This window comes from Bordetella genomosp. 5 (genome assembly GCF_002261315.1).
In the GTDB taxonomy this organism is placed as follows: domain Bacteria; phylum Pseudomonadota; class Gammaproteobacteria; order Burkholderiales; family Burkholderiaceae_B; genus Bordetella.
On the sequence record NZ_NEVP01000015.1, the window covers coordinates 88856 to 107961 of the forward strand.

At 67.6% G+C, this 19106-nt stretch carries 16 protein-coding genes and 1 pseudogene; 8 read left to right on the forward strand and 9 right to left on the reverse strand.

The genetic code is table 11. The features are described from left to right. The first annotated feature begins 89 nt into the window (after positions 1–89). A complete protein-coding gene (locus CAL25_RS22450; protein WP_170948579.1) occupies positions 90–2528 on the forward strand; it encodes a TonB-dependent receptor in 2439 nt (812 codons plus the stop codon). A 72-nt stretch (positions 2529–2600) separates the two neighbouring features. On the opposite strand, the gene CAL25_RS22455 is transcribed toward CAL25_RS22450, so the two are convergent. Continuing rightward, on the reverse strand, positions 2601–3755 hold the full coding sequence (locus tag CAL25_RS22455) for a hypothetical protein (protein WP_141217980.1): 1155 nt from the start codon (positions 3753–3755) through the stop codon (positions 2601–2603). Between the two features lie 102 nt (positions 3756–3857). Here CAL25_RS22455 and CAL25_RS22460 point away from each other — a divergent pair, with 102 nt between their 5' ends. Then, positions 3858–4889, forward strand: a complete 1032-nt coding sequence (locus CAL25_RS22460; RefSeq protein WP_141217981.1) for a WG repeat-containing protein — start codon at positions 3858–3860, stop codon at positions 4887–4889. Positions 4890–5003: 114 nt separating this feature from the next. On the opposite strand, the gene CAL25_RS22465 is transcribed toward CAL25_RS22460, so the two are convergent. The 8 genes and pseudogenes from CAL25_RS22465 to CAL25_RS22500 all read right to left on the reverse strand — a co-directional run bounded on the left by CAL25_RS22465 (position 5004) and on the right by CAL25_RS22500 (position 13423). Then, the gene (locus CAL25_RS22465; RefSeq protein WP_094804204.1) at positions 5004–5702 is read right to left on the reverse strand and encodes a glutathione S-transferase N-terminal domain-containing protein; all 699 of its coding nucleotides are present in this window, start codon (positions 5700–5702) and stop codon (positions 5004–5006) included. 54 nt (positions 5703–5756) lie between these two features. Further along, positions 5757–8374, reverse strand: a pseudogene (gene acnA, locus CAL25_RS22470) (aconitate hydratase AcnA). A gap of 77 nt (positions 8375–8451) precedes the next feature. Beyond that, positions 8452–9177 (reverse strand): amino acid ABC transporter ATP-binding protein, encoded by a 726-nt coding sequence (locus CAL25_RS22475; protein ID WP_094804205.1) that lies wholly within the window; start codon positions 9175–9177, stop codon positions 8452–8454. Beyond that, on the reverse strand, positions 9174–9890 hold the full coding sequence (locus tag CAL25_RS22480; RefSeq protein ID WP_094804207.1) for an amino acid ABC transporter permease: 717 nt from the start codon (positions 9888–9890) through the stop codon (positions 9174–9176). Before CAL25_RS22480 ends, CAL25_RS22475 begins: the two co-directional genes overlap by 4 nt. 1 nt (position 9891) lies before the next feature. Continuing rightward, positions 9892–10593 carry an amino acid ABC transporter permease gene (locus CAL25_RS22485; RefSeq protein ID WP_094804209.1) on the reverse strand — a complete coding sequence of 234 codons (702 nt, stop codon included), beginning with the start codon at positions 10591–10593 and terminating at the stop codon, positions 9892–9894. A gap of 25 nt (positions 10594–10618) precedes the next feature. After that, a complete protein-coding gene (locus tag CAL25_RS22490) occupies positions 10619–11437 on the reverse strand; it encodes an ABC transporter substrate-binding protein (RefSeq protein ID WP_094804211.1) in 819 nt (272 codons plus the stop codon). Between the two features lie 103 nt (positions 11438–11540). Then, positions 11541–12752 (reverse strand): aminotransferase class I/II-fold pyridoxal phosphate-dependent enzyme, encoded by a 1212-nt coding sequence (locus tag CAL25_RS22495; protein ID WP_094804213.1) that lies wholly within the window; start codon positions 12750–12752, stop codon positions 11541–11543. Then, positions 12749–13423 (reverse strand): RraA family protein, encoded by a 675-nt coding sequence (locus tag CAL25_RS22500; protein WP_094804215.1) that lies wholly within the window; start codon positions 13421–13423, stop codon positions 12749–12751. Before CAL25_RS22500 ends, CAL25_RS22495 begins: the two co-directional genes overlap by 4 nt. Before the next feature lie 182 nt (positions 13424–13605). Here CAL25_RS22500 and CAL25_RS22505 point away from each other — a divergent pair, with 182 nt between their 5' ends. The 6 genes from CAL25_RS22505 to CAL25_RS22530 all read left to right on the forward strand — a co-directional run bounded on the left by CAL25_RS22505 (position 13606) and on the right by CAL25_RS22530 (position 19037). Continuing rightward, positions 13606–14505 (forward strand): LysR family transcriptional regulator, encoded by a 900-nt coding sequence (locus CAL25_RS22505; RefSeq protein WP_094804217.1) that lies wholly within the window; start codon positions 13606–13608, stop codon positions 14503–14505. A gap of 132 nt (positions 14506–14637) precedes the next feature. Further along, positions 14638–15612 carry a Bug family tripartite tricarboxylate transporter substrate binding protein gene (locus tag CAL25_RS22510; protein ID WP_094804219.1) on the forward strand — a complete coding sequence of 325 codons (975 nt, stop codon included), beginning with the start codon at positions 14638–14640 and terminating at the stop codon, positions 15610–15612. Between the two features lie 167 nt (positions 15613–15779). After that, a complete protein-coding gene (locus tag CAL25_RS22515; protein WP_094804221.1) occupies positions 15780–16235 on the forward strand; it encodes a hypothetical protein in 456 nt (151 codons plus the stop codon). 200 nt (positions 16236–16435) lie between these two features. Beyond that, positions 16436–17407, forward strand: a complete 972-nt coding sequence (locus tag CAL25_RS22520; RefSeq protein ID WP_094804223.1) for an aliphatic sulfonate ABC transporter substrate-binding protein — start codon at positions 16436–16438, stop codon at positions 17405–17407. A 1-nt stretch (position 17408) separates the two neighbouring features. After that, positions 17409–18281 carry an ABC transporter permease gene (locus tag CAL25_RS22525; RefSeq protein ID WP_094804225.1) on the forward strand — a complete coding sequence of 291 codons (873 nt, stop codon included), beginning with the start codon at positions 17409–17411 and terminating at the stop codon, positions 18279–18281. 21 nt (positions 18282–18302) lie between these two features. Then, the gene (locus CAL25_RS22530) at positions 18303–19037 is read left to right on the forward strand and encodes an ABC transporter ATP-binding protein (protein ID WP_094804227.1); all 735 of its coding nucleotides are present in this window, start codon (positions 18303–18305) and stop codon (positions 19035–19037) included. Positions 19038–19106: the final 69 nt, after the last annotated feature.

Here is a 19106-nt window from a genome sequence, read left to right on the forward strand (position 1 = left end):
AAAATAATCGGCCCGGCCCTGATCCCTTTTTGAATCTCGCGGGTCATGTCAGATGACACCTCCCTTTTCGTCTTTCCGAAGGCACTGACATGACGCAAACCCCGGCCACCCGGCGAGCCGCCCCCCGCCTCTTCCAGCGCACCGTGCTGGCCTGCGCCACCGGTCAGCTGCTGCTCGGCGCCCTCGCCGGCACCGCCGGCCTGGCCGTGCCGCTGGCGGCCCATGCGCAGGCGGCACCTTCCCGCGCCTACGACATCCCGGGCGGCACCCTCGAAGACGTGCTGGGCCGCTTCGGCCGCGAATCCGGCATCATGCTGTCGTTCACCCCCGAGGTCACGAGCGGCTTGCGCAGCCCCGGCCTGAAGGGCAGCTACACCGTGCGCGGCGGCCTCGACGCCCTGTTGGGCAGCACCGGCATCGCCGCCACCCGCCAGGCCAACGGCAGCTACGTCCTCAATCGGATACAGACGGGAGACGCCGCGACGCTGCCCACCGTGACCGTGGCCGCCAGCGTGGCGGACGGCCTGCAGCCCGCCTATGCCGGCGGCCAGATCGCGCGCGGCGGCAGCCTCGGCGTGCTGGGCACGAGCGACGTGATGGACACGCCGTTCAGCACCGTCAACTTCACCGCCCAGACGCTCGACAACCAGCAGGCCCGTTCGCTCGGCGACGTGGTCGTCAACGACTCGTCGGTGCGCATGCTGACCGGCAGCGGGGGCTTCGGCGAAGAATTCCAGATCCGGGGCTACAACGTGAACGCCGGCGACGTCGGCGTAAACGGCCTGTACGGCATGGCGTCGGGCAGCCGTATGCCGGCCGCCATCATGGAACGGGTCGAGTTGCTCAAGGGCCCCGGTACGCTGATGAACGGCATCGGCCCCAACGGCAGCATCGGCGGCAGCATCAACGTCGTGACCAAACGCGCCGGCGACGATCCGCTCACCCGCGTGACCGCCACCTACGAAAGCAAGGCGCAGTTCGGCGGCCAGCTCGACATGGGCCGCCGCTTCGGCGAGAACAAGGAATGGGGCGTGCGCGTGAACGGCGCCTACCGCAATGGCGAGACCGGCATACGCGGCAGCGACCAGCAGCTGGGCCTGGGCGCCCTCGCCCTCGACTACCGCGGCTCGCGGCTGCGCTGGTCGCTCGACGCCTACGATCAACGCGAACACATCGACGAGTTCCGTCCGCAGGTGGCCTTTCTGCCGAACCTGACCAGCCTGCCCTCGGCGCCCTCGGCCCGCGAAAACTTCTATCCGGGCACCAATCTGCAGCTGCGCGACACGGCGGTCATGTCGCGCCTCGAATACGACATCACCGATCAGCTCACGGCCCACATCGCGGGCGGCTACCGCTACGGCACGTCGGACCAGGATTTCCCTGGCACCGTGTGGGGCTCGCAAGTCGACCGGAACGGCGACTTTCGCGTGCAGAACGCTTACTACGATGCCTATTCGCACTCGCGCACCGCCGACGTCGGCCTGCGCGCCCGCTTCGACACGTTCGGCGTCAAGCATCAGCTCAGCCTGAGCGCCACGCGCCTGGAGCAGCAGATCGGCTATGCCTACGCCACCTCGCTCACGAGCGCCCCGTCGAACATCTACGACCCGGCGCCGCTGCCGCCCATGAGCGGCGACCGCGAGTCGCCCTCCAAGACCTCGAAGAACGAGCTCACCAGCTTCACGCTGGTCGACACGCTGTCGTTCGCCAACGATCGCGTGCTCATCACCGGCGGCCTGCGCCAGCAGCGTGTGCGCACCGACAACTTCAGCATCGCCACGGGCGAGCGCACTTCGTCGTATGACGAGAGCGCGATCTCGCCGCTGGCCGGCTTCGTGGTGAAGCCGCTGGAAAACGTGTCCGTCTACGGCAACTTCACCGCCGGCCTGTCCAATGGCGGCACCGCGCCCGCCGGCACGGCGAACGCCGGTCAGGCCTTCGCGCCGTCCAAGTCCAAGCAGTACGAAGCCGGCGTCAAAGTCGACTGGGGCAGCATCATCACCACGGCCTCGGTGTTCCAGATCGATCGCCCGAGCGGCATCACCAACCTCGCCACCAACACCTACAGCCTCGATGGCGAGCAGCGCAATCGTGGCGTCGAGCTCTCGGCCATCGGCGAAGTCACGCGCGGCCTGCGTGTGATGGCGGGCACCACGTTTTACGACGCCAAGCTCAAGCGCACCAACGGCGGCCTGAACGACGGCAACAAGGCCAACAGCGTGCCGGACTACACCTTCAGTCTCGGCGTGGACTGGGACACGCCGTGGGTCCAGGGCCTGAGCCTGAACGCCCGCGCCATCCACACCGCGTCCACGTACTACAACGCCGAGAACACCGCCAAGGTGCCATCCTGGACGCGCTACGACATCGGCGCGCGCTACGCGACCGACATCGCCGGCCGCGCCGTGGTGTTCCGCGCCAACGTCGAAAACCTCTTTAACAAGAGCTACTGGCTGTCGAGCAGCAGCTCGTATGCGACCGTCGCCGCGCCGCGCACGTTCCTGCTGTCGGCCCAGATCGATTTCTGATCGCCGCGGTGGCTTGCTCGAACGAAAGGGGCCGCGAGGCCCCTTTTTCATGCCTGTCGCCGGACGCGCGTGTCAGCGGCGCGGCAGCGCCACGGTCAGGACACCGTTGGCGACCGCCAGCATCAGCGGCGGATTCTGCCAATCGACCGGTAGCGCGACGCGCCCCGATCGCACGGGCTCGCGCGTTTCGCCGTCGGCGGTCCAGGTGCTCTGGTGGGCCTCGAACAGGATGTGGCCGTCATCGGTGACGCTCAGCGGCCGCGTGAAATACGGCGTGATGCTGCCGCCCACGGCCGGGCGGATGGCCGCCTCGACGTGGGCGCGCAGCGAAAACCAGCGGCCCGCATGCCACGCATGCCAGAGCCCTTCGTCCGGCACCATGGCCTCGTTCAATCGATAGCCCCGCACCACCACGCATTGGCCGCCGGGGCTTTCGAACACCTCGTCGAGCGCAAGCACATGACGCTGGCTCTCGGCGCCATTCAGCGTGAGCGCGTAAGGCGGCGCGCCCGCCAGCCGCAGCGGATGCGGGGTCAGGCGCAGATCATTGGGCAGCAGCAAATGCGCGGCGAGACGATGGCCGCGCGGCGTTTCGAGCCTCAGCATGGACGACGGCGGATGGCGCGTCGCCGCGTGGTTTTCGGGCAGCCACAGGCCGCGGAAAGGCTGGAACGCGATGACGTGGCCGGCGGCCTCGAAGCAGGCACGGGTCTGGGCCGCATCGCCGTGCAGACGCCGGTACAGCACGTCGGCCGGACCGGCGTCCGCCTCGAGCACCGCCATCCGCTTTTGCGCGGGGCTGTAGATGGCCACGCGCTCGGCGGCGTGCTCGACCAGCACCAGACCGACCCTCAGCCCCGCGGCATCGGGCGCCGCATAGCCCGCGGCCGTGCCGTCCACCACCGCTCCATCGCTGAGCATCCAGCTGATGGCGACGGGCCCACCCATGCCGATCTCGTGCTCGCTCAGCGCCGTGTCGCCCCGCGGCTGGGGCCCCACGGGCGCCCATTGCGCCGCGGACCGCAGACGCGCGCCGCCATGCGGTGCGCCATCGGGCACGACGCCACAGGCGCGATCGATGCGGTCGGCCAAGACCGACAGCCCGATCAGCACCGCGAAGGCGCCGACGGCACCCTCCGCCGATTGCAGCAACAGGAACACCAGGCCCGATACCAGCACGGGCAGGAGTTTGAACCAGACGCGATAGCGCAACCAGAGCTGTGACATGGCGCACATCCTAGCAAGATTCCGGCGGCCGACCCACGGGGTGGCGCGCGCGGCGCCGCCGAATTTGGCAGAATGAAAGCCCCTTTCCGCCAGCGAGCCGTCATGCCCCACCCCGCCGTGCGCCTGTCTTCCCTCCTCCGTCTCATCGCGCCGTATGGCGCGAAACCGGCATCCGCCCATGCCTCGCGCCACCCGGCGCGCCGCGCGGGCGTGGCGCTCGCCCTCGGCGTGGGCATGACGCTGACGGCGGGGCTGGGCCTGCCCGGCGGCGCCCACGCGCAGACGGACGATGGCGCCGTGGACGCCGTGGGCGTCACCGAGGCCGATGGCAGCCTCACCACCTACAGCGATCCTTTCTGCGCCGGCTATGCCGTGGCGTTCGCCGCCAACGGCGGCGACAAGACGCTCACCCCCGAGTGCCCCGAAGAGCCCGTCGAGCCGCTGTCCCTGTCGGGCCACGCCAAGGGCGAACGCGCCGGCAAGGCCTCGGCGCAGGCCTTCCAGCAGTTCATGAAGCAGCAGGCGGCGGTGCGCCAGAAGCGCCCGGAGCAGATTTTTCTGCCAGGCTTCTACGATAAATCGCGCGACATCTGGGCGACGTCGGAACCCGGCATGTATCGCGTCACGAGCTTCGACGGCGGACGCTTCGCGGTGGTCAACCGGGAAGACGTGGGCCTGGGCGTCGTCGACAAGACCGGCGCGCTCATCGTGCCGATCGAATACCCGCAGATCGGCTTCGAGCAGGGCGAGGCTTTCATCACGGCGCAGAAGGACGGCAAGACGGTCGTCTTCGACGGCCAGGGCAAGGTGATCGTCCCGGCCCGTTACGAGCGCGTGCTCATCCTCGACAAAAACTATCTCATCGCGCAGAACGACGGCCGCAACGAGGTCTACGATCCGCAGGGCAAGCTGCTTTTCGCGCTCGACAAAGACGTGATCCCCGCGGGCGAAGGCCTGTTCTGGTTCATGCAGGAGCCCCAACGCTGGGGCCTCGTGGATGGCGCCGGCAAACCCGTGGTCAAGCCCGAGTTCACTTACACCTCGAGCTTCCAGAAGGGCAAGCTCACCTCGCAGAAAAGCGACGGTGAAAACTACACCATCTTCGCCAATGGCAAGGTCGTGAAGCAGCCCTGAGCGCGGCGCCCGGGCTCAGGGCGCGAGCGAAGCGGCGCGGTCCGGGTTGAGAAACGATGGCCCGGCCGACGCCGGCCGGGGATATCGCGCGGCCCGCGCGCCTGCGTGGCCGCGTCAGCCCGGAATCGTGAGGCCGCGCGCCACGGCGGGACGGGCGACGAAGGCGTCGAGCACGCGTTGCACGTGGCTGAACTCATCGAACGCGACGAGTTCACCGGCGCCGTAGAAACCGACCAGATTGCGCACCCACGGGAAGATCGCGATGTCGGCGATGGTGTACTGATCGCCCATCATCCATTCGCGGTCGTGGAGGTGCTTGTCGAGCACGCCGAGCAGCCGCTTGCTCTCGGCCACGTAGCGGTCGCGCGGGCGCTTGTCTTCGTAGTCTTTGCCGGCGAACTTATGAAAGAAGCCGAGCTGGCCGAACATGGGGCCGATGCCGCCCATCTGGAACATCACCCATTGCAGCGTCTCGAAGCGGCCGGCATCGTCTTTCGGCATGAAGGCGCCGGTCTTGCTCGCCAGATACACCAGGATGGCGCCCGACTCGAACAGACCGAAGGGTTTGCCGCCGGGCCCGTTGGGGTCGAGGATCGCCGGGATCTTGTTGTTGGGGCTGAGCGACAGGAACTCGGGGGAGAACTGATCCTGCGTGTCGAAGCTGACCTTGTGCACCTCGTACGGCAGGCCGGTTTCTTCGAGCATGATCGATGCCTTGACGCCATTGGGCGTGGGCAGCGAGTAGAGCTGAATGCGGTCAGGGTGGCTGGCGGGCCACTTGCGGGTAATGGCGAAGGTATCCAGGGCGGTCATGCGAGGGGTCTCCCGTAACGGCGGCGGTGTGCCGGACCTCGCGAAATCATAATCCTACCCGCCCGCCGCGCGTGCCAGCGTCTGGCGCAAAATGGCGGGGATCACGCCCCCCGACCCCAGCAGCATCGCCTCGAGCTGGGTTTCGACGGCGGCCGTGGCCTCGAACCGCAGTTCCTCGCCATTCGCACGCATTACGGTCACCGGCACGCGCACGCGCGGCGCGATCTCGTGCGCCTCGACCCGGATCCGGTCACCCGGCCGCAGATCCAGCGCGTCCGGGCCGAACGACGCGGGCAGCCGCAGCGGCAATACGCCCATACCGATCAGATTGGAGCGATGAATGCGCTCGAAGCTCGACGCCAGCACGGCGCGGATACCGAGCAGCCGCTGGCCCTTGGCCGCCCAATCGCGCGACGAGCCGGTGCCGTAGCGTTCGCCCGCCACCAGCACCACCGGCTCGCCCGCCTCCCGATGCCGTCGCGCCACCTCCCACAGCGGCAGCACCTCGCCCGACGGCGCATGCACGGTGTGCGCCACCGGTGCGCCGGGCGCCAGCCGATTCACGAGCGTTTTGCTGTGAAACGCGCCTCGCAGCATCACTTCCCAGTTGCCCCGGCGCGATGCGAACACGTTCAGGTCGTCGCGCTGCTCGCCGCGTGCCACCAGGAAGTCGGCCACCAGGCTGTCTGGCGGGATCGCGCTCGCCGGTGAGATGTGGTCCGTGGTGATGTCATCACCCAGCACCAGCAGCGGATAGGCCTCGTAGCGGCCCAGCTGCGACCCGTGGTCCGGCGCGGCGAAGGGTGGCCGGCGCAGCGTGGTGGAGGCGGAATCCCACGGGAAACGTGGGCTGTCACTCGTCGTCAGCGCATGCCAGCGCGGGTTGGCCTGGGCGAGCGTGAAGCATTGTTTGAAGTCATGCGGATCCAGTGCCTGCGCCAACACCCGCGAGATCTCTTCGTGCGTGGGCCACAGGTCCGCCAGCAAAACGGCGCGGCCATCCGCCGTGTGGGCCACCGGCTCGTCGCGCAGATTGCGCGCCGCATCGCCCGCCAGCGCATACGCGATCACCAGCGGCGGCGACATCAGAAAACCCAGTTCGAGATCGGGATGAATGCGGCCGGGAAAATTGCGGTTGCCCGACAGCACCGCGACGGGCCGCACCTCGCCCGCGCGCGCGGCGTCGACGATCTCGTCGGGCAAGGCGCCCGAGTTGCCGATGCAGGTCGTACAGCCATATCCCACGATGTCGAAGCCCACCGCGCCCAGATCGTCCAGCAGGCCCGCGCGGGCCAGATAGGCCGCGGCCACGGGCGATCCCGGTCCGAGCGAGGTCTTCACCCACGCCGGCACGCGCAGCCCGAGCGCGCGCGCCTTGCGCGCCACCAGCGCCGCCGCGATCAGCAAGGCCGGGTCGGAGGTGTTGGTGCAACTCGTGATGGCGCGATCGCGACCGGATGGCGAGGCAGTCGAGCCGGCGTGCGGGGCGACGTATCGAGCCCCGCCAGCGTGGCCGGAATGCGGGCGATGTCGAGCAGATCCTGCGGCCGGCGGGGGCCGGCGGCGTGCGTGCCGATCGCCGCGAGGTCGATCTCGACGACCCGCGTATAACGCGGCCGCGCGGACGGATCGAACCAGAGGCCAGTGCGCCGCGCATAGGCCTGCACGCGCTCGACCGCCGCCGCGTCCCGCCCGGTCTGGCGCAGATAATCGAGCGTGCGCGCATCGATCGGAAAGTAGCCGGTCGTGGCGCCATACTCGGGCGCCATATTGGCCACCACTGCGCGCTCTCCGGCCGACAGCGTGGCCACGCCCTCGCCAAAAAACTCCACGAACTCGCCCGCGACACCGATGGCCCGCAGCCGCTGCGTGACCACGAGCGCGAGGTCCGTCGCCATGACACCCGGTGCCAGCCGCCCCGCCAGCGCCACGCCGACCACATTCGGGATCCGCAGCATCGTCGGCATGCCGAACATCACGGTCTGCGCCTCGAGTCCGCCCACACCCCAGCCAAGGACGCCGATGCCGTTGATCATCGGCGTATGGCTGTCGGTCCCGATCATCATGTCGGGCATCGCCCAGCGCCGGCCCTGCGCGTCCGTCGCGGTGGTCACGACGGTCGCAAGCTGCTCCAGATTGAGGGTGTGCATGATGCCGGTGCCCGGCGGATGAATCCGCACCCCGGTGAGCGCGCGCGACGCCCAGCGCAGAAAGCGATAGCGCTCCTGGTTGCGCCGGATCTCGATCGCCATGTTTTCGTCTGCGGCATCCGGGCGCGCGTAGGCCTCCACCGCCAGCGAATGATCGACCGACACATCCACCGGCAGCACCGGGTTGAGCAGCGCCGGATCGGCGCCTGCCTCAGCCAGCGCGTCACGCATGGCGGCGATATCGACCAGCGCGGGCGTGCTGGTGGTGTCGTGCATCAGCACGCGGGCCGGCTGGAATGCGATTTCGGCTTCGCTGTCGCCGGTGTCGAGCCAGTCGAAAAGCCCGCGCACCGCCACGTCGCGCTCGACCCCCGCGGTGTTGCGCACGACGTTTTCGAGCAGCAGCCGCAACACGACCGGCAGGCGGGCCAGCCTGGCCCCGCACAGGGCCGGCAGATCGACGATGAGATGCGGCTCGCCGTCCAGGTCCAGGACGGCGGGCGGGTAGGCAGAGGTCTCCATCCGGCGAGTATTGCATTTTGAACACTTAAAATGCAATCTGGGATCGTACTTGCCTGCTGAGGGGCCCCGCCGGCGCCTCAGTGCCGGATGTCGGTCAGGAAGCGCCGCGCGCGTTCCGTCTGCGGGCGCAAGAAGAATTCTTCCGGCGCTGCGGTCTCGACGATCCGACCGGCATCCATGAACCACACGGTGTCCGCCACCTCGCGCGCAAAGCCCATTTCATGGGTCACGCACACCATGGTCATGCCCTCCGCGGCGAGCGACTTCATCACCTGCAGCACTTCGCCCACCATCTCGGGATCGAGCGCGCTGGTCGGCTCATCGAACAACATCACGGGCGGATTCATCGCCAGCGCCCGCGCGATGGCCACGCGCTGCTGCTGGCCACCCGAGAGCTGCGCCGGATAGGCATCCGCCTTGTGCGCCAGGCCCACGCGGTCGAGCAGGCGCATCGCCGTCTGCTGCGCCTCGGCGCGCGTGGCGCGGCCCAGCATCTGCGGCGCCAGCGTGAGGTTGCCCATCACGTCCAGGTGCGGGAAGAGGTTGAACTGCTGGAACACGAAGCCGATATGGCTGCGCAGCTCGTCGACCCCGCGACCGCGGTCGTAGATATCGCGGCCGTCGAGCTCGATGGTGCCCTTCTGGATCGGCTCCAGGCGATTGAGCGTGCGGATCAGCGTCGACTTGCCCGAGCCGGACGGGCCGCAGACCACCACGACCTCGCCCCGGCGCACGTGCGCGCTCACGTCGGCGAGCGCGTGGTAGTCGCCATACCATTTGTTCACATTGGAAAGCTTGATCATTGCGGTTGCACCACGGGCGGAGCCGGTCTGGCGCTGCGGCGCCGGCCGATGCGCCGTTCGGCCAGCCGCACCAGCCCCGTCAGGCCGAGATTGAGGAAGAAGTACGTGAGGGCCAGCAGACCGAACACCTCGAACGGCCGCGTGAGCAGCAGAGTGTTGATCTGATTGGCGGCGTAAGTGAGCTCTTGCACGCTGATCACATAAGCGAGCGAGGTTTCCTTGACCGTCGAGATGAACTGGCTGAGCATGCTGGGCAGCATGTTGTAGAGCGCCTGCGGCAGGATGATGCGGCGCATGGTCTGCATGCGCGACAGCCCCAGCGCGCGGCCGGCTTCTTCCTGGCCCGGCGGCAGCGCCTGGATGCCGGCGCGGATGATCTCGGCCAGGTACGCGCTCTCGTAGCAGACCAGCGCGACCACCATCGTGGTGGTGCCCGCGACCGGCCGGCCGATCACGAGCGGCACGAAGAAATACGCCCAGAAGATGAACATCAGGAGCGGCAGGCCGCGCACGAAGTACACCAGCGCCGTCGACGGGATATAGAAAATGCGCAGCGGGCTGACGCGGCCGAGCGCGAGCAGCACACCGCAGGGCAGCGCGAGCGCGAGGCTGATCGCAGCGAGGCCCAGCGTCGCCACGAGGCCGCCCATCGGCCCGTGGGGATACTGCCCGACCAGCAGCAGCAGCCAGTTGTCCTGGAGAATCTCGAGCATGTCAGCGCACTCCCAGCGGACGATAGCGGCGCTGCAGCAGGACGCCTCCCGCCATGATCAGACCCGACAGCAGCAGGTAGATCACCGTCACGACGGCGTAGGCCTCGAAGGTGCGGAATGTCGTGTTGTCGATCTCGCGGCCGACCGCCGTGAGTTCGATCACGCCCACCGCCATCGCGAGGCTGGTGTTCTTCACCAGCAACAGCGTCTGGTTCAGCAGCGGCGGGATCGCGATGCGAAACGCCTGCGGCAACACCACCTTGCGCATGGTCTGCAGAAACGACAGACCCAGTGCCCGCGCGGCTTCGACCTGTCCGGGCGGGATGCCCCGCACCGCGCTGCGCAGGTCTTCGCAGATGTATGCCGACATCACCATGCCGATGGCGATGCACGACATGATGAACTCGCTGCCGTGGCTGTTGAGCCAGTCGGTGATGCCCTGCGGCAGCAGCGCCGGCACGCCGAAGTACCAGAACATGATGTGCACCAACATCGGCACATTGCGGTGGAACGCCACGTAGAGCGAGACCACGCCGTGAGCAATGGGCGAGCCGGTCAGCCGGACCACGGCCAACAGGCTGCCCACCACGAAGGCCAGGATCCAGGCGCACAACGCTAGGGCCAGGGTCGTGCCCAGCCCCCGGATCAGCCAGTCCGTGTACTCGCCCTGGAAGATGGCGCCGAAATTGAAGACATATTGCATGGTGACACCGCGCCGGCGCGCGTCCTCAACCCTTGATGGGCTCGATGCGGAAGTCGCGCTTCATGCCGTACGGCGTGCTCGGGCCGAACCACTTGTCGAACACCTTGAGCGCCTGACCCGAGCTCTCCATGCCGTCGAGCACCTTGTTCACCTGGTTCAGCATGGCGGTATCGCCCTTGCGCACGCCCACGCCCCACGGCTCGACGAACAGCGCCGGCTCCAGAATCTTGACCGGCACGGCGCCGCTGGCGGCCTGCTGACGCAGCTTGACCAGCATCAGCTCCGATCCCACGAAGCCGCTGACCTTGCCCTGCTGCAGCGCCAGGAAGGCACCGCTCGGATCCTTGAACGGCACCGGATCGACATTGGGAATATGTTTGCGCGCGCCCTGCTCCGACGACGAACCCCGCACCGCGCTCACGCGCTTGCCGGCCAGGTCCGCGGGCGACTTCAGCGCGGTTTCGGACTCACGCGCAAGGATCTTCTGCAGGCTCACGAAATGCTGGTGCGAGTAGTCGATCTGCTCCGCACGCTGCGGGCTCCAGCCCAGATTGGCGGCCACCACGTCGACGCGGCCCGCGATCAGCTCGGGGATACGCGCCTCCACGGCGATCAGCTTGAGCTCGAGCGGCACGCCCAGGCTGTCGGCGATGGCCTGGCACACATCGACCTCGTAGCCGACGATGGCGCGGGTCTTGGGGTCCTGGAAGCTGAACGGCTCGGCCGTGCCCATGGTGCCGCAGATGAACTTGCCGCGCGACTTGATGTCGGCCAGCGTATCGGCGTGTGCGGTCGCGCCCAGGGCAGCGCCCGCCAGCGTCAGAATGCAGACGATTTTCTTCATGTGTATTCCCCTTGCAGTGGTTTTTGTACGTGTTGCGGTGAGTGCTGCGGGTGCTGCTTGAATGCGTTGTGCAAGTCGCGCCCGGTTGGGCCGGGCCCGGCTGTCAGGCGAGGTTGGCGCAGGCCTGCGCGATGCGGCGGCAACCTTCTTCGATACTGTCGAGATCGGTGGCGAAGCTCAGTCGCAGATAAGGCGACAGGCCATATGCGCCGCCGTCGAGCACGGCCACGCCGGCTTCGTCGAGCAGGTACATGACCACGTCCAGATCGCTCTGCAACACCGCGCCGGCCGGGGTGCGCTTGCCGATCAGGCCGGCCACGCTCGGATAGACATAGAACGCGCCCTGCGGCGCCGGACAACGGATGCCCGGAATCGCGTCGAGCAGGGCCACGATACGGTCGCGGCGCTGGGCGAAAATCGCGGCAAACTCGCTCACGCAGGTTTGATCGGCCTGCAGGGCGTGCGCGGCGGCGGCCTGGCTCACCGCGCTGACGCAGCTGGTGCTCTGCGAGATCAGCGTGGCCATGGCCTTGATCAGCGCTTTCGGACCGCCGGCATAGCCCAATCGCCAGCCCGTCATGGCGTAGGCCTTGGACACGCCGTTGATGGTCAGCGTGCGCTCGGCCAGGGCCGGCACCGCGGCGGCCGGCGAAACATGGCGCGCGCCGCCGTAGGCCAGATGCTCATAGATCTCGTCGGTCAGCAGCCATACGTGCGGGTGGCGCTCCAGCACCGCCGCGAGCGCGCGCAGTTCGTCCGTGTCGTACATCGCGCCGGTCGGATTGCCAGGCGTGTTCAGCAAGAGCCACTTGGTCCGCGGCGTGATCGCACGCTCGAGCGCGGCGGGCGTGAGCTTGAAGCCGGTTTCTTCGCCGCAGGTGACGATCACGGGCGTGCCGTCGTTCACCAGCACCATGTCGGGATACGACACCCAGTAAGGCGCGGGCACGATGACTTCGTCGCCCTGCTCCACCGTCGCGGCCAGCGCCGTATAGATCAACTGCTTGGCGCCGACGCCCACGATGAGCTGATCCAGACCGTAGTCGAGACCATTCTCGCGAGAAAACTTGGCCTGCACGGCCTGCAACAGCGCGCGTGTGCCGGTGGACGCGGTGTACCGCATGCCATCGCCACGCAGGGCCGTCACGCCGGCCTGCACGATGTGCGCGGGTGTCGGCATGTCGGGCTCGCCCACCGTGAAGTCGACGATGTCGCGTCCTTGCGCGCGCAACTGATCGACGCGCGTCTTGGCCGCCATGCTGGGCGAAGGCTTGATGGCGCGGGCCCGTGCCGCAAGAGCCAGCGTGGCGCTCATGCCAGCCCCCGCGCGGCGAACGCCGCCTGCATCCAGCTCTGCTCGCGCACGCCGGTGGCGATTTCGGCCATGATGCGCGCCTCTTTGGCGGCATGCGCGTGGGCCGCCTCGATCAACGCCTCGGCTTGCTCCACCGGAAAGCTGACCAGCCCGTCTTCGTCGCCGACGATCAGATCGCCCGGGTTGATGACCTGGCCGCCGATCGACACCGGCACATTGACCTCGCCGGGGCCGTCCTTGTAGGGGCCGCGATGAATGTGGCCGCGGGCATAGCACGGAAAGCTGTCGCTCTCGAACGCGCCCACATCGCGGATGGCGCCGTCGACCACCACACCCGCGCAGCCGTGCTGCTGCAGGTAGCGCTTCATGATCTCGCCGAGCACGGCATTGGACAGGTCGCCGCCGGCATCGATCACCAGCACGTGGCCCGGCTGCAGCTGGGTCATGGCCTTGTAGATCAGCAGGTTGTCGCCCGGCCGGGTCTTGACCGTCAGTGCGGTGCCGACCAGCTTGCCCTGGCGGTTGTAGCGATGCAGGCCCGCGATGCCTTCGCGGCGCGCGAGGTTGTCGCTCAAGTGCGGCGTGACGATGTCGGCGAGCGCCGCCAGGACGCTGGCGGAGGCGACGGGGGAAGGGGGCAGGATGCGGGAGCCGTTCAGCGGTGAGGCCATGGATCGGGGAGTGTCGAGGGACAGTGAATTCGCAAAACGAGAGCACGCAGCCCTCGGCCAGGTGCACATGTTGCGAGCTTTCCGGCCGGGGAAAAAGGGATTAAATTTCCGGACGCTATATCGATTTTCGGAATATAGGGGTTAGTACTTATGAGAATATTGGGAATCAAGAAGGCGCGGGGATGCTGACGTTCAAACAGATCGAAGCGCTCTACTGGACGGTGCGTCTGGGCACTTTCTCGGCGGCCGCGCAGAAGCTGCACACGACGCAATCGGCCATCACGAAGCGCATCCAGGAGCTCGAGGCCGACTTCGACATCGCGCTGTTCGACCGCTCGGGCCATCGCGCCGAACTCACGGCGCGCGGGCACGAAATCTATGCGATGGCCGAAGAGATGCTGGGTCATCGCGATCGGCTGCTCGTGAGGCTGAAGGGCCAGCACACACTGACCGGCACGTTCCGCTTCGGCATCACGGAGATCACGGCCATGACGTGGCTGCCGGCCCTGATCCGGCTGCTGCGCGCGCACTATCCGCGCATCACGCTCGAACCGCACATCGACCTCGGCGCCGATCTGCAAAAGCGCCTGCAGGCCGGCCAGCTTGACATGGCCTTTCTGCACGGCGAGTTCGCCGAACCCCAATTGCAGGTGGTGCCGCTGCAGCGGCTCGAGTTCGGCTGGATGGGCAGCCCCGACATGATCGATCCCAGCCGGATCTACACCCCCGGCGACATCGCGGCATTGCCGCTGCTGCGCCAGAGCCGTGAATCAGGGCTGAACATGATCTACGACGGCTGGCTGCATCCGCACCGGCCCGCCAGCAACCTGTTCACGATCAACAGCCTCATCGCCATGGCGGGCCTCACGGCCGCCGGCTTCGGCGTGAGCTGCCTGCCGCGTGATTACTTCGCCGGCATGGTCAGCGCACGCCAGTTGGTGGTGGCGCGCACGAGCATCGCGCCGCCTCAATCGCTGTACTGCGCAATGTTCCGGCGCGAGGCCGATGTCGCGTTCTGCGAGAGCGTGGCCGCGCTGGCGCAGAGCTGCTGCGACTTCTCCAACACGACGCAGGCCCGATGATTCCTTCCGAGAATCAAGCTCGTGGAGAATTTCTCGCTATCGGCGCCGCGCGAGTCTTCGTAGAGTAGGGTCGACGCCTGCCGCGACCCCGACGCGGCAGGCAAAACAAAAACATCGACCGAAGGAGACCCCATGCCCATGGGATACGCACGCCGCGTCTGCGGTGCTCTGCTGCTGGCCGTTGCCAGCGCAACGATCCCGGCCCACGCGGCCTACCCCGACCGCCCGATCAAGCTCACCGTGCCCTGGCCGCCGGGCGGCGCCACCGACGCGCTGGCACGCATGCTCGCGCAGCAGCTCACGCTGCAGATGGGACAGACCGTCATCGTCGACAATAAGGCAGGCGCGGGCGGCAACATCGGCACGGCCTCGTTCGTGCGTGAGGCGGCCGATGGCTACGCGCTCCTGATGGCGACCAGTTCGACCAACGCCGCCAATCCCCATCTGTATGCAAAGCTTCCCTTCGATCCGATCAAGGATTTCACGCCGGTGGCTTTCGTCGGCGCCATCCCGAACATCCTCGAGGTGCCGAAGAACGCGCCGTACAAAAACCTGGACGAGCTGCTGCGGACGGCGCGCGCCGAGCCCGGCAAGCTCACCTATGCGTCGGGCGGCGTGGGCTCGTCGCAGCATCTGGCCGGCTCGATGTTCAAGCATCTCACCCAGGTCGACATCCTGCATATTCCGTACAAGGGCAGCGGCCCGGCGGTATCGGACCTGCTGGCCGGGCAAACCAACATGATGTTGGACACGGGTTCGCTCTCGCAGGTGCAGGCCGGCGCGCTGCGGGCGCTCGCGGTCGCCTCGTCGCAACGACTGGCCGCGCTCCCCGACGTTCCGACCTTCGAAGAGCTGGGCGTGAAAGGCATGATCGCGTCGGCCTGGTACGGCGTGGTGCTGCCGGCCGGTGCCCCGCCCGAGGTCGTGCAACGCCTGAACCAGGAAATCAACACGGCGCTGCAGACGCCCGCATTGCGTCAGAAGCTCGAAGCCGTCGGCGTTCAGCTGGGTCAGCCGCAAACGCCCGCGCAATTCGGATCGTTCATCCAGGCCGAGGTCGATCGCTACGCCGAGATCGTCAAGCAGTCGGGCGCGAAGATGGAGTAATGCAAGGCCCCTCGTGCGCCACCGGCCCACGCGCCGGTTGCGCGCGCAACCTCGCCTGCGGGAAAGGCCCCGCATTTACCAACCCTGCACACCCGAAACATTTCGCCGTGTTTGTGCGGCCTCCGATTGCTAAGCTCGACGCGCCTCAATCCGGAGATCCCGCCCCCATGTCTCGTGTTTCCGCTTTCACCGCCGCCCTGCTCGCCTGCGCCGCCGCGGCGCCCGCCTACGCGCTGTCCGACCGCGAAGTGGTCGAGCTCACCGTAGAGAACAGCAGCGTGGTCTGCCCAGGCTTTCGCAAGGAAGTCATGACGCCCCTCGCCACCGCCACGCCGGTCGGCGCGCTGCGCGTGCTGCTCAAGAACGCCCACGTCATCTGCCCGGACGGCCGTCTCGACGCGCAAGCGCCCGTGGTCTGGTACGGCGACCCGGGCGTGTTCGCCTGGAACCCGGACGTGGCCGGCGCGGACAAGGCATTGATCGCACGGATCGACGCGATCACGCGCACCGAAAACTTCCCCACCAGCCTGCTCGTCTGGGATGCCCAGGGCAAGGCGCTGAAGGAGCAAGTGGTGCCGCGCTTCGAAGCCCGGCCCGGCGCCTACGTGCGCAAGGTCCGCTGAGGCGCCGCGCGGGACGCCCCGCCCCGGGATGCCCCGCGCCGGGATGCCCCGCGCCGAGCCCGGCTCCGAGGCGCCCCGCTTTCAGACAGCAAATAAGCTAGCTTGAATATCGTATTTGGGCTCGCTCCGCACGCCCCCTAGACTGCCACATTCATCCTCCGGCCATCGTGGACCGGCCCTACCCGTCAGTCAGGTGTCGCATGCGCTTTCGTCAGTTTGCCCTTTCCCTGTTCGCGGCCGGCGCCGCCTTCGCCGCCCCGGCCCACGCCCAGGCCCCGCTCAAAGAAATCAAGCTGGACTACGCCTACTATTCGCCGCCCAGCCTCCTGATCAAGAAGAAGGGTTGGCTCGAGGAGGCCTTCAAGTCCGGCGGCACCGAGGTGAAATGGGTATTCACGCGAGGCAGCAACAACTCGCTCGAGTTTCTCAACAGCGGCGCGTCGAATTTCGCGCTCACCTCCAGCGTGTCGTCGTTCGTGGCGCGCGCCAACGGCCAGCCCGTGAAAGTGATCTTCAATTACTCGTGGGCGGAGCCCAGCACGGTGGAGGTGTTGCCCAACTCGCCCATCAAGTCGATCACCGACCTGAAGGGCAAGAAGGTCGCCGTGACCAAGGGCACGGACCCGTACTTTTATCTGCTGCGCGCGCTGGGCGAGAACAAGCTCACGCTCAATGACGTGGAGATCGTGCATCTGCAGCATCCCGAGGGCAAGACCGCCTTGGAACAGGGCCGCGTCGACGCCTGGGTCGGGATCGATCCACACCTGGCCGCGGCCAAGGTCGGCGGCTCGCGCACCGTGTATTCGAATCCGCAGTTCGCGCTCGGCGCGGTGCTCAACACCAACGAAGCCTTCCTGAAAGAACACCCCGACGCCGTCAAGACGGTGGTGCGCACGTACGAACGTGCACGCCAATGGATCATCGCGCACCCGCAGGAGATCGTGGACCTCGTCGCGGAAGAGACCAAGTTGCCGAAGGAAGTCGCGGCCAAGCAGCTCGGCCGCATCGACTTCACCCGCTGGATCCCCGGCGACTACACGATCACCTCGATCGAACCGGTGGTGCCGCTGTTGCAGGAGTCCGGCATCCTGCGCAAGAACGCCGACGCCAAGCAGGCGCTCGCCACCCTGATCGACGCGGCGCCGGCCACGGCGGTGTCCAAGGAGAAGTGACATGAGCCGCGCCGGGGCCGACGCCAGCACCACCCTGCCCGATCCGCTGGAGCGGCCCCCCGCACAGGCGCATGCGCCGGACAGCTCCGCGGCCGCCCGCACCGGCTGGCGCGTGCCCGCATGGCTGCGCGGCTGGGTCCTGCCGGCCTTGATCCTCGCGGGTCTCGAAGCGCTGGTGCGATCGGGCACCATGCCCGATTACCTGATGCCCGCGCCCAGCCAGGTGTTCGACACCATCGTGGACCTGGCCGACGGCCCGCTGTGGCAACACATCGGCATCAGCTCGTTTCGCGTGTTCAGCGGCTTCGCCATCGGCGCCGCGCTGGCGCTGCTGATCGGCACCTGGGTGGGTCTGAGCCGCCGCGCCGAAGCCTATCTCGAGCCCAGTTTCCAGGCGCTGCGCGCCGTGCCGGGCCTGGCGTGGGTGCCGCTGCTGCTGATCTGGCTGGGTATCGACGAGGCCTCCAAGATCACGCTGATCGCCATCGGCGCCTTCTTCCCCGTCTATCTCAATCTTGTCGCCGGCATCCGCAACGTCGATCGCAAGCTGGTCGAAGTGGGCGCGCTGTACGGCTTCTCGAGCTTGCGTCTGGTGCGCTACATCTTCGTGCCCGCCGCGCTGCCGAATCTCTTCACCGGCCTGCGGCAGGCGCTTTCGATGGCCTGGCTGTGCGTCGTGGCGGCCGAGCTGCTGGCCGCGACCAAAGGCATCGGCTATCTGCTGACCGACGGCCGCGAGACCTCGCGGCCCGACCTGGTGCTCGTCGCCATCATCCTGCTGGCCGTGATGGGCAAGCTGACCGACTCGGTCCTGCGCTTCTTCGAGGTCAAGAGCCTTGGCTGGCGCGATGCCTACGCCGGCCGCGCCGGCTGAATCCCATAATCCGGAACCGTCATGTCCACGCTGCTGAACGTCCACGTCGCCGAAAAATGGTTCGGCGCCAACAAGGTGCTGGATCAGGTCGAGTTCGAACTCGTCGAGCAACAGGTGGTGGCACTGCTCGGCCCGAGCGGCTGTGGCAAGAGCACCCTGCTGCGCATCGCGGCGGGCCTCGATGAAGACTATCGCGGTCACGTGCGCCCGGGCCCCGCTATCGATCGCCAGCGCAAGGCGCCGATCTCTTATGTGTTTCAAGAGCCGCGCCTCATGCCGTGGCTCACGCTCGAGGACAACATCAGTTTCCTGGACAGCGGCGCGCGCCCCGACCGCGCCTGGGTGCAGGACCTGATCGACGCCGTCGGCCTCAAGGGCTTCGAGAAGGCCTTGCCCAAGCAGCTCTCGGGCGGCATGGCGCAACGCGCGGCGATCGCGCGCGGCCTCTACTCGCGCCCGCAGATCCTGCTGCTCGACGAGCCCTTCAGCGCCGTCGACGCGTTCACACGCATGAAGCTGCAAGAGCTCGTGCTCAGCCTGATCGCGCGTTACGGCATCTCGATCCTGCTCGTCACGCACGACATCGACGAAGCCCTGTATCTGGGCGACGAGGTCCTCGTACTGGGCGCCAAACCCGGTCGCGTCTGCGCCCGCCTGGCCGTCGGACTGCCGCATCCGCGCAGCCGAGGCGACGCCATCCTGGCCGCGTTGAAGGAAGACGCGCTGGTGCAACTGCACGGCGCGCACGCCCTCTGACTGCCCGCCAGACGGACGCTGGCAAGTGCGAGTGCGTTGCGCGCCTTACGTGCCGCCCGCCCAAATGTA